This window comes from Bacillus sp. AFS031507, assembly GCF_002584635.1.
Lineage (GTDB): Bacteria > Bacillota > Bacilli > Bacillales > Cytobacillaceae > Neobacillus.
In genome coordinates this window covers 49,607-66,633 of the sequence record NZ_NUOW01000031.1, presented here as the reverse complement: position 1 = coordinate 66,633, position 17,027 = coordinate 49,607, and the positions used below count along the sequence as shown (strand labels likewise).

The following is a 17,027-nucleotide window of genomic DNA, read 5'->3' as shown; positions in this document are numbered from 1 at the left end:
CTAATGACCGTTCCTTCTGATATGATTAAACCCACTCCATCCGCAGCACGATTTCGGTAATATTCAACAATATCCTCTCCTACTACACCCGTCTGATCATCTGCAAAGGATCTTGTTAACGGTGCCATTGCGATACGAGAGCGTAAATTCCATGCTCCGATTTTTATCGCTTCAAACAATTTACTTTCTAAACCATTTTTTAAATTTCCCCAAGAATTTGTTTCTTTGCTAATTTGATTCATACATTTTCCCCCGTTCATTCCAATTATTCTGTATTTCTATAAATACTGAAATTAAAATTAAAATTAAAATTAAAATTAAAATTATTCCGCTTTAATATTAAAGTAAAGCGGGAGCGTATTGTGCAAGGACTTCTCGTTGTAAACTGTAATATCTAAAGGTTCCCTCTCTGCGAACTGCTAATAATCCGCAATCGAGTAATGGTTTTAAATGATGCGTCAATGTTGAATTGGCAGGGCCTTTTAATTGATTTGTCATTTCCAGGCAAGCTAATTCTGATTGCCCTGCAAGTAATTTTACGATTTGTAAACGAGTCGATTCACCTAGTGCCTTATAGACTTTTACTGCAATATCATCATTCACCGCTAAAAACCTCCTTTCAGCAATTCTTATTTCAGTATTTCTAGAAATATTATATTAAATCAGAGATGCTCTGTCAAGAGAGTACTTTTCCATTTTTTAATTCAAAGGCTGTTTTCTTAATTGAAGAATGTGAGAACAAATAGTCACCAAAATATAAAGCCTGTATCTTAGATTACTAAGTAATTATTGATACAGACTAACGAAAAAAGTCCAATTTCTCAATTTTAATGCTGAGAAATTGGGCTCTTTAATATTCTAATTTACTTAACGTCGTAAATCCGTATTTTCCTGACGCTACCCCCTGTTAAATATTTTTTATTTCACTTGATTCAGTCTTTCAATGTACCTTTTATAGGCTGCTTTTAAAGCAACGATTACGGAATTCGTAGAAGGAGCAAAGTAATGCTTCTCAACTCTCTGAATAAGGTCATCAATCCCCTTGGATAAGTCATAACCGACCATCATACGTCTAAAAAAATCCTTTGTTAAATCTGCCAAAAAAGTGAATTCCGCATTAATAATTAGGTTGGTATTCGGATCAATTTCCAATATTATTCCTGCATGTTTATATACTTCATACATTGCGCTACCTTGTGGTGCTTTAGCATATGCAGTGACAAGTACAGTATTCAATTCGGATTGTTTTCCCATAATATTGCCACCTTATCTCGAAGAATTTTTTCTAAATTTAACTTACGTCAAAAAATGTTTTGTCGTCTTTTAACTTGCCATATTATTATGAGCTAAGGATGCGTTATATATAGAGTAATGATCAAGATACATTGTTTTAGTTCCTGTAGGAAATACAAACTTTAATGTATTGCTTCCAACTGTATAGCTGATAATTTCTTCCTTGTTACTTGTTTTTATATCTGTTTTCGGAGAACCAAAATAATGTTTAATATCGTTAATGGTTAAGTTTTTTAAACTAGGATCGTAGGATCGAATCTCAAACAGTTGCTGTCCTTTATTATAAGCCACAACTACATGTTTTTTACTATAAGTGCAATAGGTGCCTTTCGCTGCTGCAATATATTCTCTTTTATCTTCTTTTCCCCAGCTCTTTCTTACTTCATCAATTGTGGTACTTTTTAGATGAAAATCAGCGTTTATTATGGAACCTTGTTTTGCTTTAGTTGCTATATTTAAAAGTAATTTACTATTTGTTATATTCGTCGTAGTAGTATTTGAAATCGTTTTTGTTATTTGAGTATTTAGATTACTTACATTTACAGGTGAAACTTTATGATTATTAATATTATATTTATGTTTCAAAGTTAAAATCCTGTATACACTCTTATTTATCGTATCTTCAGAAATAGTATGATTTGTCACAGCTGAATAAATACTTTTGTAAACAGTAGCCACATTTTCCATTCCATGACCAACTAAAATAATGTCGCTCCCTGCGTTTATTGCCCTTACGGCTGCGTCTTTCAACTTGTAGTGTTTTGCAATCGCACCCATCGTCATATCATCTGAAATGACAACTCCTCTAAATCCAGATTGTTTACGCAAAAGATCTGTGATAATGGTTTTTGACATAGATGCAGGATAATTAGGATCAATTTTTTTCACTAATATGTGAGCAACCATCACCATATCGGCGTGGTCTTTGATTGCATTGTTAAATGGAACTAATTCAACCTTTTTTAGTCTTGTAAGATCATTCTGTACTAATGGAAGTTCCAAATGAGAATCAACGGACGTGTCTCCGTGACCAGGGAAATGTTTAATAACTGGAATGATTTTTCCAGAACTTATTCCATTCATCATACTAACTCCTAGTTTAGAAACAATACTGGAATTTGATCCAAAGGAACGATCCCCGATAACAGTATTATTAGGATTGCTTTGGATATCTAAAACGGGAGCGAAATCTGTGTTAAATCCAAAAGCTTGCAATTCATAGGCGATCACCTTACCGATATTATATGCGTATTTTTCATCTTTTTTATTTCCAATGATTCTTGCACTCGGTGTGTTTTTGATTGATGTTGGCATTCGGTGTACTCTTCCGCCTTCCTGGTCGACGGATATGAATAGTGGTACTTTATTCTTGCTGTTTGCAGTTTTAATTGCATTTGTTAAGTTAACTAATTGAGCAGCACCCTTAACATTCGTTTGATATAGGATTAACCCGCCTGGCTTGTATTTATTAATTAGGTTTTGTGTATTTGAATTAACGGTTATACCATCAAATCCTGCGATTATCATTTGCCCGATTTTTTCATTTAAAGTCATCTTATTAAGCTGCTCTTGAATTGGATCTTTCTTAGGTAGTAAAGTTGTCTTTTTGGTATCTTCTGTTTTGGTATCTTCTGTTTTGGTATCTTCTGTTTTGGTATCTTCTGTTTTGGTATCCTCTGTTTTGGTATGTTTAGTTTGGCTTGTATTCATCTCTTTATGATTATCATTATTATTAGTTGTATTATTATTTGAACAACCATTCATAAGTAATAATGCAATCAAAATGAACAGCATTTTCAAAATCAACTTTTTCATAGTGTTGGTCCTTCCATTTATAGAGTCCTCTTCAGTTCGATTTAGTAAATATTTTGCACGGTTCCTTTTTATTTTATTTTTATCCAATTAATATCATAACATTCTACTGTAACAGTTGTGACCGGCTATTTCCTACGGTTTTTCAAGAAAAAAACTGTCTTAATAAAACAAAAAAAAGAAGAAAACAAAGATGTTTCTTCTTTTAACATTATCCATATGATTTTACACTTCTAATAAGTTAATCTTCCCATTGGCATTCAGAATCCTTAAAGCAAGTTGAAGATTAAATTTTTGATCTGCATGATTAAAATCAATCTCTCCGATATCTTTTAATCTCTGCACTCTATATTTCAACCCACTTAGCGAAACATTCAGTTCCTTTGCTGTTCTCTGAAGATTGCATTCGTTCGCAAGAAAGATGTGAAGGGTAGAGATAAGTGTAGTTCCACCGCTTTCTTCATCATATTTGAGAAGCTTTTCGAGCGTTCTGGTTGCATAAGTAAGAAGTTGTTCTTGAGCAGAGCCTGCATATAGTAAGTCAAATATGTTCATTTCTTCCACTAAAAATATTTCACTTGTACGTCCTAATCGTGTCATAACCTTCATCATGTTTGAACATTCTTCAAATAAGGGTTGAAGTACTTCAATGGACACCGCCTCACGACTAATACAAATGGAAGTTTTAATATTTGCAAATAATTGCTGTTGGCGGTCTTGTAGGTTTTTTGCTATCTTTCGGAAATCTAATCCATATGGATCTGAAGGCCCCAAAAGGATAATCTCCCCTCTTCGCTCTACAATTAAAGTATCCTTCATAGAAGAGTGAGAATTAGTTCGAACAATATTTAATAATTCATTACGAAGATTCATAGGCAGATCTTGATCTTCTATCAAGCCCTTATCGTTTCGACGTTGAATAATTTTCACAAGCATAAATCGGTGTGGATTTCCAAAATCATATCCCATAAAATTTGCTCGTTTCACTAATTGTTCAATAGGGGTTGTACCGGATAACAATTCTTCAAGAAATTCACCTTTTAATTTATGTTCGGTATTCAAGGCCGTTTTTTCTTTCAATAAATCTACTGCCATAACAGTAGCAGCGCGCTCGGTAATCATTTTTCTTAGTTCTCTATCTGTTCCTTCAACATGGATGACCGATAAATATCCCATAATCTCATCACCAAGAACAATCGGGGCAATGGTCCTGTCAAGAAACACTGGCTCATCCGAAATTATAAAATCCTTCGCACATTTTTCCTCATCTAACTGTCTGAACTTCAGGTAAAATTCGGTAGAAAGATCCTTTTCCGGTTTGATGAGGTATGGGTCTATACCTGAATTTTCCTTGTTTGGCAGCCACCAAGAAAGCGGACGAAAGTATTTATCTTGAACAATGACAGGTGAATGAAGCATTTGCCCGATTGTATTAATGACAGCTTGCCTGCTCTGCCCGGAAAGAACCATCCGGTTGAGCTGTTCATGTATGTCCATAATTCGTTGTAACAACGTATGCTGTTTTTGAATGTGCTGATGTGCCTCTTCTAATTCTTCGGCAATTTTGGTTTGATCATAATAAGATAGTTCCTGTTCAATTTCATTTCCCCATTCCTCTACAGTTCTTCCAATAAACCGGCACTCGGCATCCCCTCGACCAACACAAGTCACTTCTTTATACAATATTTTCCTTCCGAAAATTCCCGTTGAGACCCCGCTTGCATAACCAATTAATGTCCAGCACACCGGATCTTTGACTATACCGAAATGTTGAATATGTTGATCTACTTCAAATGAATTTAACCAAACTCCTTCCATATAAAACTTATTCTGTTCATAATCCACACTAAGACCTTGTAAATCAACTTGAACAAAGCCTTCTTGCATATGAAAAATTGGAGCTTGTTGATGGAGGTATTCAAGAGAAGCATTAGGAAATAGTTTTTTAATTGAAATCGAATCTTTATATCCACATTCCCACCCATATCGAAGGAGGAACGCCCTTGCTCTTTCTCGCCCCAAAGTAGAAATAAGGTCACGACTGAGCATTCCTAATGCTTCGGCATTCATCAGAATAAAACGTTCTCCTTTAAACATGATTTGGCCTGGATGAAATTCAATATCTGATTTATTCAGTGATGTAAGTACTTGCTCCATATTCTCCCGCCTTATTAAGTGAGTTTTAGTTTCTGAGCCAATCATAAAAACTTACAATGTAAAAATAGAGTGATTTCCCCTTTTTCAAAGTAATGGAAGTTTAACTAAAACAAGCACCTACTAATAGGTAAATTGTTTGTAGGATGGTTCTTAATTTCAATTATAGAATGAAAAGAAAATTCGGTTATCACCTACTAGTAGGTAAGTTTTTAATGACAATCTATCCACACTTTATAATAAGTTGGCTTTCCCGTTCATGAAATCTGGGAAAAGTAATCAGTATAGTCTATAATTTTATACCAACAACCTTTACTTAGGGTGGAAGTAATGGTTGTTGGAATGTAAGCTGCTATTTAACAGTAAGATTGCTTACTTGTTTCATAAAATCGGCGATAAGGTCCTTTCCAAGCACACGTTGGTATTGAAGAACCCCTTTACCAGCAGCCAAAATCATTAGGGCAAGAGAATCGACATCGACTGAAGATTGAAGGTCACCTTGTTCCTGTATTTCCCGAAGTATATTCTTAATAATCAGTAGTTCCTTTTCGCTTATTTCCTTTACCTTTTTCTGCATTACCTCAGGCAAAGATTCAAAATCTGTTTGTAAGGACGAGATTGGGCAAATGTCATAACATCTAAAGTGTTCAATTCTGTCCGTAAAAAAATTCTTTAGCTTCTCTTTTGGCGATATAGAGGCATTGCTATTCGAAAACCTATCCAATCGTTGCATGATCTTATCGGTAATCGCCGCTCCTAGATCCTCCTTTTTCTCAAAATGATAGTGAATGCTTGCCTTTGTGACACCCAGTTGTTTAGAGATGTCATCGTAGCTAAACGCTACATACCCTTTTTGTTGAATCAACTGTATTGCTAAATCAATAATTTGTTTTTTTCGATTTTCCATAGCACAATTTTAACTTACTAATAGGTTAGAGTCAATTTCTCCACGGGTTAAAGATTTAATTGCGAAACGTACAGTCATTGATCTTGAATTGTCCCGGAACAATTACCTTTATAATTCGAGCTCCTTCAATCTTCTTGAGGTTATCACTTTACCTTCTCATCAATAAATTCTTTTTCAAAACGCTGAAACATCTGTTCATGAGTATTGATAAATTTTTCACCGAAGGAATTTCGAATAATGGCCTTTAGTTCACGCAGCTCAGGAAATTCCCCAAATATATTCCTTAATGGGAGGGTTGCTGAAACAAGGTCATTTTCTTCTGGCTGGTAAGATTCGAGCAAGCTAATGATAATTTCTTTTCCTTTGTCAGTAAGTTGAATATACGTATTTCTTTTATTATCTTCTCTTTTTAAAGATTGTAGAAGCCCTCGTTCCTCTAACTTTTTGGAAAAATTATATGCGGTAGAAACATGCATGACTCCTAACTCCGCAATTTCGGAGATAGATGCACCGTTTAAATGATAGCCAACCAATAAAATATGGTATTCATTTATATTCAAGTTAAATGGTTTTATCCATTGTTGTAAATCATTTTCAACCACTTTCCAAAGTGCCTTGCTTAATTGAGCCACTCTTTGACTAAAAATAAGTGCTTCCTTCATAGAATAACTTTCCAAGTTTTCATTCCCCATTTTTCTATTCATTTAAATAAATTGGACTAATGTACTACTTAATTATCAAAATATTTAGAAAATATTTGAAACAAATAAAATTATTATACCATATCATCAAGTTAAAAAAATTTGCTTAAACTCTTTTTTCCATAATCCGCATACCACCAAGTGAAAATTATTTATTCATTGAATTAGCCGCAAGCTTAGAAATTGTGAACTTACTTTTTTTATCGTAACATGATACTTTTTTTTATCGTAACATGATACTTTTTTTTATCGTAACATGATACTAATTATATTTAACCGGCTACAAAAGATGGATTTTCATACAACTTCCTGTCCGAATCAGCCTATAACAGATCCTTTTGTGGTATGAAATCATGTATGGAAACTTTTGTATGTATGTTCATTCCTCCAAGAAATATAGAACAAAAAAACTATCTTACGGTATAAGGAATAAAGTGGAAGTATTGAGGGAAATCTACCATTATTAAAACTGATGCAAAGGAATGAGAATTTGTCAGCAATGAATTCTACGAAAATTTTCATAAGTCCAGCTTTGATGATCGTCATTCTCTCGACTGGATTGATGAATCATGTATTCGTGTTACCACTTCTTCTCGACCAAGCAGGAAGAGATGCGTGGATCTCGGTACTCGTGTCCATTCCGCCCTTTTTTTTGTGGCTTGGTGTCCTATATTACATCATGCGAAAAACAAATCAGCAATCGTTAATGCTATTGATTAAACAGAAATTTGGAAATCTGGCTTTTCTTTTGATTGTTATCCCGTTAGAGCTTTTCCTGCTGGCCATTACGATAATAACGCTAAAAGAAACAACGTATTGGATTTCCATCGACTTTTTGAAAGCGACACCGATCTTTGTCATTGCATTTTGCATCATGCTCCTCTGTTCAATGACAGCTCTTGCGGGGATTTCCTCGATTGCACAAATGTCTGCTCTCTTCCTGCCAATGGTGGTTTTGTTCGGTTTTTTTGTCATGTTGACTAACATGCCATACAAGCATTATTCTTGGTTGCTGCCTATGATGCAAAACGGCTGGGGGCCGGTCTGGAAAGGCAGTTTGTACTCGGCTGGCGGCCTAGTGGAGATTTTGTTTCTTCTACTATTTCAGCATCACATAAAACAGAAGGTAAAATTTTGGCATTTAGTTATGATTGGAATAATCCTTGTGGGGCTTACACTTGGACCGCTTCTTGCAGCCATTGCGGAGTTCGGGCCGCATCTCGCCATAAAGCAAAGACACCCGGCTTATGAGGAATGGCGTTTGGCGGAACTAACTACATATATTACACATTTTGACTTTATATCATTATTCCAATGGATGTCAGGGGCAGTAATCCGCATTGCAATGTCGTTGTATTTATGTGTGGATGTGCTAAATTTCAAGAGTAAACGAGTAAGGAATAGTACGCTGTGGGTAATTAGCTGTGCAGTGTTGGTACTTGCTTTGGTACCGATCTCCGATACGGAATACTATGGCATGTTGAAAAATCATTATTTTCCATTACTTATTGCTATGGTCATTCTAATCTCACTAGTTCTCCTGATCTTTAGCTACACAATCCAATTTAAACGAGGGTGAATCTCCATGTCTTTTATAATTCAAGAGCAGAAATTACGCAGCCTGTTCACCGCTTGTGCCGATGTACAAGTCCAGTTACATGAATATGGAACAGAGCCTCATGTCGAGAAGGTACTGCTCCTCTTTTGCACAGGACTGGCTGATCCTGTGCAAATTAATCAAGTGGTGTTTCCACAGTTGGAGCAAAACAAATCGTTACCTTTGCTTCCTATCTCGCTGGAAGGGAGTCGAAATGCGGTAGAGCAGGAGATTGTTACGAAGGTATTTGCGGGAGAACTTTTGCTGCTTTTTGAAGGGTCAGGCGAGTTGTTCTCGCTGAATGTCGCTAAACTTCCTCAGCGCCAGACGGAAGAATCCACCTATGAAGTGTCAGTGAAAGGACCACGCGACTCGTTTACGGAGTCAGTGGAGACCAACGTAGCTCTGCTTCGGAAGCGGGTACGGAGTACGACACTGTGCAATGAATCGTTTGTGGTCGGGAAACGAAGCCAGACCAAAATCTCCCTGATGTACCTTTCCGATGTACTGAACGAGGAAGTGTTGAAAGAGGCAAGAAAGCGGCTAAATTCCCTTGACGTGGACATTGTCAACGGCATCTCCCCGCTAGAGGATTTGCTTGCCGACTCGCCTTTTTCGTTTCTGCCGTTAATTTCCTACAGTACGAGGCCCGACTATGTGGTGGAATCGTTACAGCGAGGGCGGTTCTGCATTTTGATTGATGGGGCACCTGCCGCTTTGGTCGCCCCAATCAATTTTCAGTATTTGGTAAAATCGGCTGAAGATATGTACATGCCGTATTTTTTTGTTACGTTTGAGCGGTTGATGAGATATCTCGCCTATTTCATAACTGTGATGCTACCGGGATTGTACATCTCGCTAGTATCATATCATACGGAGCATCTTCCATTTCCTATAATGGCAACAATATCGTTAAATAGCTCTGGTATCCCGACTTCTCCACCTTTTGAACTATTTGCTATGCTCTTTTTGTATGAACTGTTTGGTGAGGCTGGTAAACTTTTGCCAAAGCAGGTAGGACAAACCGTCTCGGTTGTCGGAGGATTAATCGTCGGCGATGCAGTTATACGTGCAGGACTTACTTCTCCTAACATTATTGTAATCGTAGCGATATCGTTTATGGCGCAGTTAATACTAGTCAACCAATCATATTCATCGTCGATCATTTTTATGCGGCAATTCGTGCTGCTGTTGTCGAGCGTTCTCGGCCTTTTTGGGTTTTTAATAGCTAATTATTCTATCATACTGTACATGTCGACGTTAAAATCGTTTGGTATGCCTTTCTTTTCTGAATTGATCGATCCACTCGACGCTGACTCGATCAAATCGCTCATTCAATTTCCGAAACCTTTTCAACGAACGCCACCGAAGTTTCTGCGGACGAAAAAAACGCATAAGCAAGGGGATGATTCAGAATGAAGCGTGAAAAGTATCGCCACCTATTGCTCTTGCTGATTTTGCTATTCGTGGTGCCTAGTTTGACTGGGTGCTGGGATTACAAGGTGTTGAAAGACATGTCATACGTCTCAGCAGTTGGCATTGATTACGTAGATAATCAGTTTGTCGTGTACACCCAGATGGTCGACTTTGCTTCTGTAGGTAAAGTGGAAGGTGCCAGCAGTGAGGAAGCTTCCTCCAACATATGGGTGGGCAAGGCCACTGGCTCCACATTTTTGTTAGCGTGGAATAATTTGTACAATAGCATACAGCAAAAAGTTCATATTGGGCAAGTATTGTCGGTGGTGTTCACACAGAAAGCGATGCAAATGCATCTGAATCAAACAATAGATATGTTTGAACGTTCTGAGGCAAGGTTAACGCCTTGGATTTTTACAACAGAGGAACCGATGGATGATCTTTTCTCCATCACACCAATGTTTCCTTCGTCTCCGCTTTTTACGAAACTGAACTCCCCAGAAAACAATTACAAGCAGCATTCCATGATCCGGCCGCTGAAGTTTTTGGAATTTGTAGCACTTTATTCGGAACCAAGTACCTCAATTATTGTGCCGACACTTTCAATCGACAAGAATAATTGGAAACAAAAAAAGAAAAAAATGCCTGAGATGACAATTAACGGAGCGATTATTTACCATACAAAGAAGAAGCCGCGCTGGATGTCCAAGGATGATTTACTGGGGGTGCGGTGGTTGGAAGAGAATACCACTCATACACCACTTGCTTTGAATGATGACAAAGGGGACATTAAAGCAGTCCTGTACTTTGAGAAGCCTAAGGTAAGCGTGAAATCTAAGTTTTCGGCGAATGGAGAGCCCGTCTACAACCTGCACATCAAAGTTCACGGTGAATTAAACCAGTTGAACGTCCCAATGACAACTAAAAAGTTGAAAGCAGAAGCCGAAGCAAGAATCAAGGCTGAAATTCGCTCAACGTATACCGCAGGTTTGAAAAATAATGTAGACGTCTACCATTTGGAGGAAACCATGTTCCGCCATCGATATGCAGATTGGAAGCGGTTGACAAGCAGAAAGTCATTCCCCTTCACACAGAATTCACTAAGAGACATTCAAGTGGAAGTTGAGATTACGAATACAGGGATGTCAAAGTTAAAGACTTAAAGGTGACGGAACGTTTTTTAATTTGACATCATTGTTTTATTCGAATTTTTATCAAAAAACCCATCCTTATAGAAATAGGATGGGTTTTGTTGCATATTTTCTGCCATCATTCTATTTCCCTTCGTCCAACCTTCCATAGGATCAAATTAATCCATAATTGATTATATCTCCCCTTCTACTCTTTATCGATAACTAAAATGAATCATTATCATAACAAGGATGTCATTTACCAAAAAAAAATATCGCCATATAATAACCTTAGCATTTAGAGTAGTCTTAATTTTACCAATGTTAATAATAGTTTAATTTTACTATCCTAAAATGCAATTCATATTAGAGGGTGATACATAAGATGAAAAAAAGAAATCAGTGGTTTAATGGGAGAACAGCAACTTGGCTTTTCACTTCAACCCTAGTATTCTCCAGTGCTAAATTTCCTTTTGTAGCTCCAACCGGTTTGGCACAGGGAATCAATGCCAATGAAGCAATGACACGTGTTATTGTCGAAATGGACGGCGCACCTGTGATTCGTGCCCTGCCGAAGTCAGAAAAGATAGGAGCCGCTTCCAAATCAACGGTAAATAAGTTGAAAGAACAAACCGAGAGCTTGAAACAGGTACACGGCAAAATGTTACAATCATTAAATGAAAAAAGGATTCCATTCAACAAGTCTCATGAGTATACGTTTACCCTTAACGGGATGGCATTACAAGTTCCCAAAAACAAAGTGGATGAACTGCGTTCCCTTCCAGGCGTAAAAGCGGTGTATCCGGATCAGGAATATCACACAGACTTGGCCGAAAGCGTTCCTTTGATTGGTGCTCCTGACGTTTGGTCCATGCACGACCAAGAAAATCAAGGAGTGACCGGGAAAGGAGTGACGGTCGCTGTGATTGACACGGGCGTGGACTATAATCACCCTGACCTTGGCGGGGCGATCGGACCAGGGCACAAAGTACTCGGGGGGTATGATTTTGTCAATCATGATAACGACCCAATGGACGACTACGGCCATGGAACCCATGTTGCCGGAATCATTGGGGCTCATGGTAAAGTGACCGGGGTGGCACCTGACGCTTCGATAACAGCCTATAAAGTCATGGACAATAACGGATCAGGAGATACATCCGATATCCTTGCCGGAATAGAAGCCTCTATTTCTCCAGACAATCCATACCCGGCAGATGTCATTAATATGAGCCTTAGTGGTCCAGGAGATGGCAGTGATCCCATCTCCCAAGCCGCCCAAAATGCGGTTGAAGCCGGTGTAGTTGTTGTAGCGGCAGCCGGGAATTCAGGCCCTGGATATGGAACAATTGGTGCTCCTGCTATGGCAGAGGGAGTACTTGCTGTCGGCGCAAGTACAAGTGGTATCAAAGTGCCTGTCGCGAAGATGGTTGCCCCGGTTGAAGAGAATTTGTCCGTTACCCGCCTTGGGTTTACAGCAAACCCTCCTGAAGCAGCCACCACCCGCGAGCTGGTAGATGTTGGAGAAGGTGGACTGGAAAACTACGAGGGAGTAGATGTAAAAGGAAAGATTGCCCTAATTCAATTGCCTCAAGGTGCAAGTGTACAGCAAGCTTTTTCAGAAGCGGTTACAGCTCAAGAAAAAGGGGCCGATGCTGCGCTCTTTTACCTGCCTGACCAACCTGGCCCTGTTTTTAAATTAGGAGATACTATACCATCACAATATACATCCAATTCATCTGAAAAGTTACAAGCTCAAGATCAATTCCAGACAGATTCATCCTGGGACGGTCGGTTGGATACGTTGGCCGCAATGCTAATTACCGGAACAAAAGCTGGGGAATTAAAGTCCTACTTGGCCAAGGGACCCGTTAAAATCACGATTGCGGGAAAAGACGCAACGGATCAAATTGCTAACTTTAGTTCACGTGGTAATTCCGACTTACGAGCAAAGCCTGATTTAGTCGCTCCGGGTGTTGAAATCAATTCGACCTACATCAAGAAACAAGAAGATGATTCCGGTTACACAAGAATGAGCGGGACAAGCATGGCGGCCCCTCATGTGGCAGGTGCAGCTGCCCTCATAAAACAACTCCACCCTTCCTGGAAAGCTAGCGAGATTGCCAGTATTTTAAAAGAATCCGCGAAGCCGCTGGCATCATATGATGTGCTTACACAAGGTGCAGGAAGACTGGATGTAAAGGCTGCGGCGGAAACCAATGTCGTCGCCTCACCTAATGGATTAAATTTTGGATTTGCTGATTTAAAAGATTCTGAGATTCATAGAAGCGCTTCATTATCTTTGAACAATCACGGTGAAAAACCAGTTGATATGGATTTCACCGTAAAAGACGCTACAAAATCCGGGGCAACTGTTACAGTGAATCCTTCCCATATTCATATAGAACCAGGTCAACAGGTCAATGTTGATGTGAACATCAACATGAATCGGCCGGATCAGGATACGGTTATTTCCGGATGGATAGAAGGAAATATCCAATCCGCAAATGAATCGCAGCATTTGCGCGAGCCCTACCAGTTGACTTTACGGCATCTCCAAATTACTGCATCTCCCGATCCAGTACCATCATCAGTAAGTGAAACGGAAGCCTTCATTTTCAGTCCGATTGATTTGTCACAAGCTCCAAAAGTGACAGTACGAACTCCAAGTGGAAAAACAAATCAAGTGACTTCTGTCTTAGATCATGATCATTGGTGGCGTGTGCCCGTTCAGACAAGCGAAGTGGGAATATATCGGATTGATGCCATTTCCACAGTCAAAAATTCTTCTACTGAGGAAGCGGCAATAATAGGTTCTAGTTTTCTGGAAAAATTACCAGCCGTTAAGGAACACGCTTCATCCTGGAAAGCCGTTGGGCCTTACTCTAATACAGGCTTGATGAATTTTGACCTGAAAAATCCTAATGGCATGACGGTATTACCTGCAGGGGCATTATCTCAGGGAACTCCTTCTATTTTCCGGACGGAAGATGGGACAAAAACTTGGCATCAGTTTGAAAATTTTCCTGTTGCAGGAGGAATGCCAATAGCTCTAGTGGTCGATCCCACTAATGAAAAAAATATATATGTGCCTATTAATGGGTCCTATTTTGATCCAACTTATCAAGGTAAGATATTAGCCAGCAAAGATGGCGGAAAAACATGGAACACTCTACCTTTTCCGAATGTAGAGGTTACTGACTTACAAATTGATGAAAGTGGGCAAAAACTAGTTGCTCTTACGAGGAACGAAGTCTATGTCAGCTTGGACAGAGGAATGAACTGGGAGAAGCTGTCTGGATGGTGGCCATATCTTACTGACGCACATCTTTTGAATAACGACCTTTACCTTTCAACAGGCTACAAAGGTTTATACGTTTTGAAAGATGTATTCTCTGGTTCGCCTACATCTGAGAAATTGTTTCAGCCGCCTTTTAGTAGTACAAAGGATGTAGTAGGCAATCAAGATATACTAATTGCCAGTACATTTGGTGGCGGATTGTACGCTTCCTATAACAAAGGTAAAGATTGGAAAGAACTTACGCACTCTCAAATACCATTTAATAATGTATCTCACATAGAGATTCTGGAGGGGGATATTTATGTCGGGACTGGGTATGATGGAATAATGGTGAGTCACGATAACGGAACAACATGGGAAACCTGGAAAAAACCGCTTCCTGGGTCTGCCTCCTATGAACTCGATTTCGCCTTAGGACCAAAATCTTCTCCTAAAGAGATGCGCCCAGTTTATGTTTCTTCTATTCAGGCAGGGATATATGGAACACAGGATAAAGGTGAATCATATAAACGGATCGGTATTCCTGGAGCAACGGTTTATGACTTGGCTATTTCCCGGAATTCCAAAGGATACGGGTTACTTGCCGGGACTGAATCCGAAATGTACCGAACAGCGTTACCCGTTCAAAACAAGGTTGATTCCGCAACACTCGAGTGGGGCGCGGCTGAAGGTGAAGGAAAAGATGGAGAACAAGTGTATCATATTGCAACGTCCCCAACAGAACCAAATGTTGCTTACAAGCTACGCTATAGTTCTTGGACTCAGAGTATGTATGTGTACCGAAGCAAAGATGGTGGGGAAAACTGGGATTTGAAGTTTGAAGGTGGGGGAACCGCCCTTGCCATGCAGGTTCACCCAGCCAACTCAAATCAAATCATGATCACATATAAAAACGTATATGAAAAAGGTATGTTAATCAGCCAAGATGGTGGGGAGAATTGGAAAACAATTAAGCAAGAGCACCAGTTTATAGCTTTAGCCGGTGATCCTAACGATCCTAACCGGATTTGGGCAGGCGGAAATGACGGACTATTTCTGTCCAAAGACATGGGACAATCATTCCAAAAAATTCAAACCGTTCCTGTAAGCAGGATTACGATCGACTCACACAATCCGGACCATTTAGTGGTCGGAGGAAACCATTTGTATGTCAGCACAGATGGCGGGAAAACATTAGAAACAGCAAAGGGTGCTGATGAGCTCGAAATATATGTCAATGATATCATCGTTTCCCCTAGTAACCCTAAAGTCGTCTATGCAGCCACTGGTTCCTTTAATAAAAAGGATCTCCGTAAGCAAGGTCGCGGTGTGTTAATGAGTGAGGACGGCGGGGAAACATGGACTAATATATCCGAGGGCCTCGATAACAGAAATGCGACTGCCCTTGAACTATCACCAGACGAAGAATATTTGTTTGTCGGCACACAGGGCGGCAGTGTCCATCGAATGAAATTGCCTAATAAACAACGTTAAAGATTATTATTTTGACCAAAATCTACTCTACTCCCTTCCCCATTCCGCTTGATGGAATGGGGAGGGTTTTTTAAAAAGGGAAAATTCTTCAGAAAGTAAGTAAAGTATTTTCAGGATACACTCTCTCATTCAGTTTTGTCTTTTCCACATAAGCAACCATCAAGTCTATAAAACTTCTTGCAGCATATCCAATATACTTTTCTTTATGATGTACAATGGCAATTTCCTTACAAATAGCTGGGTTTTCTATTTTAATTACCTTTAGGGTTCCATCATTCTCCGAATCGAGAAGTGTTCTGGGAAGAATGGTTGCTCCAATACCTGCTTTCACTAAACTCAATATAGATTTTACCTCAGTTAATTCGATGATTGGCTGAATGGCAAATCCCCCAGAGGCAAAGGCAGCATCAATTAACTTTCGGCACGTGTGGTTTATTGGACATAATACAAGTGATAGGTCCCTTACCTCTTCCAACTCCACTATATCCCTATCTGCCAATGGATGGTCATCTGAAACCGCCAAAAAATATTCTTCAATATATAAAGGGATACTCGTTAACTGTTCATTCTCTATAGGCATGAGTGTCAAAGCTATATCAATTTCATTTCTTAAAACCTTTTCTTCAATGTTATCTGACATAAAAATCTTTGTTTGCACATGGGGCCACTTGCGATGAAGTTCTAAGAAAACGACGGATGCAAGCTGACTTAACTCTTCCGACATTGCCCCAATGATTAGTTTTCCTTTTTTTATATTTTGAAGTTCTTCCATTTGTTCATAAACACTATTTATATTGGAGAATATATTTCCAGATTGTTCTCGTAGAATTTCACCAGCTTCTGTGATGGCGATTTTTTTTCCTAAACGATCAAATAAACGGACTCCTAATTTATCTTCAAGGGTTCTCATTTGACGGCTTAAAGCAGGTTGTGAAATTCCTAATTTTTCTGCTGCCCTTGTGAAATGTAATTCCTCACATATAGCCATAAAGTATTCCAATTCCCTTAATTCCATAACTCCCCTTCTCTCTATCGCCTAGTTCAACGCTCATTCGCAGTTGGTAAAAATCAAAAAAGCAAAAGGCAACGTTTTCAAATTATTGTCTTTATTTACTTCTTATTTATTGTAGAACACTAGGTATATAACCTCAATGTAATAATTCTTCGCAAATTTTTCCAATACCTTATCTAGAATTGAAACCCTGGTTCATTTGGCGATTTATTGTACCCATTTGGAAAAATA

At 38.9% G+C, this 17,027-nt stretch carries 12 protein-coding genes; 4 read left to right on the top strand and 8 right to left on the bottom strand.

The window, feature by feature from the left end; genetic code table 11:
* From COE25_RS24575 to COE25_RS24545, 7 genes are all read right to left on the bottom strand, one after another.
* Positions 1–242: oxidoreductase (locus tag COE25_RS24575; RefSeq protein ID WP_483861195.1), on the bottom strand; the 242-nt coding region annotated here is incomplete at its 3' end.
* Positions 243–339: 97 nt separating this feature from the next.
* Complete coding sequence (locus COE25_RS24570) at positions 340–603, bottom strand: ArsR/SmtB family transcription factor (RefSeq protein WP_098934496.1); 264 nt, start codon at positions 601–603, stop codon at positions 340–342.
* 315 nt (positions 604–918) lie between these two features.
* Positions 919–1,254 carry a DUF3870 domain-containing protein gene (locus tag COE25_RS24565; RefSeq protein WP_026565604.1) on the bottom strand — a complete coding sequence of 112 codons (336 nt, stop codon included), beginning with the start codon at positions 1,252–1,254 and terminating at the stop codon, positions 919–921.
* A 69-nt stretch (positions 1,255–1,323) separates the two neighbouring features.
* A complete protein-coding gene (gene nagZ, locus COE25_RS24560) occupies positions 1,324–3,108 on the bottom strand; it encodes a beta-N-acetylhexosaminidase (protein WP_098934495.1) in 1,785 nt (594 codons plus the stop codon).
* Positions 3,109–3,330: 222 nt separating this feature from the next.
* The gene (locus COE25_RS24555) at positions 3,331–5,262 is read right to left on the bottom strand and encodes a XylR N-terminal domain-containing protein (protein WP_180247592.1); all 1,932 of its coding nucleotides are present in this window, start codon (positions 5,260–5,262) and stop codon (positions 3,331–3,333) included.
* A 349-nt stretch (positions 5,263–5,611) separates the two neighbouring features.
* Complete coding sequence (locus COE25_RS24550) at positions 5,612–6,166, bottom strand: TetR/AcrR family transcriptional regulator (protein ID WP_098934493.1); 555 nt, start codon at positions 6,164–6,166, stop codon at positions 5,612–5,614.
* A gap of 143 nt (positions 6,167–6,309) precedes the next feature.
* Entirely contained in the window at positions 6,310–6,828 is a 519-nt protein-coding gene (locus COE25_RS24545) for an HTH-type transcriptional regulator Hpr (protein WP_373605373.1), read from the bottom strand.
* 538 nt (positions 6,829–7,366) lie between these two features.
* Between COE25_RS24545 and COE25_RS24540 the strand changes: the two genes are divergently transcribed.
* From COE25_RS24540 to COE25_RS24525, 4 genes are all read left to right on the top strand, one after another.
* On the top strand, positions 7,367–8,446 hold the full coding sequence (locus tag COE25_RS24540; protein WP_180247591.1) for a GerAB/ArcD/ProY family transporter: 1,080 nt from the start codon (positions 7,367–7,369) through the stop codon (positions 8,444–8,446).
* 6 nt (positions 8,447–8,452) lie between these two features.
* Entirely contained in the window at positions 8,453–9,883 is a 1,431-nt protein-coding gene (locus COE25_RS24535; RefSeq protein ID WP_098934490.1) for a spore germination protein, read from the top strand.
* Positions 9,880–11,043 carry a Ger(x)C family spore germination protein gene (locus COE25_RS24530; RefSeq protein ID WP_098934489.1) on the top strand — a complete coding sequence of 388 codons (1,164 nt, stop codon included), beginning with the start codon at positions 9,880–9,882 and terminating at the stop codon, positions 11,041–11,043. The genes COE25_RS24535 and COE25_RS24530 overlap by 4 nt, the downstream gene beginning before the upstream one ends.
* A 352-nt stretch (positions 11,044–11,395) precedes the next feature.
* Positions 11,396–15,784, top strand: coding sequence for a S8 family serine peptidase (locus tag COE25_RS24525; RefSeq protein ID WP_098934488.1), 4,389 nt, complete (start codon positions 11,396–11,398; stop codon positions 15,782–15,784).
* A gap of 88 nt (positions 15,785–15,872) precedes the next feature.
* Here the strand turns inward: COE25_RS24525 and COE25_RS24520 are convergent, their stop codons facing one another.
* Positions 15,873–16,799 carry a LysR family transcriptional regulator gene (locus tag COE25_RS24520; RefSeq protein WP_098934487.1) on the bottom strand — a complete coding sequence of 309 codons (927 nt, stop codon included), beginning with the start codon at positions 16,797–16,799 and terminating at the stop codon, positions 15,873–15,875.
* Between the last annotated feature and the right edge of the window lie 228 nt (positions 16,800–17,027).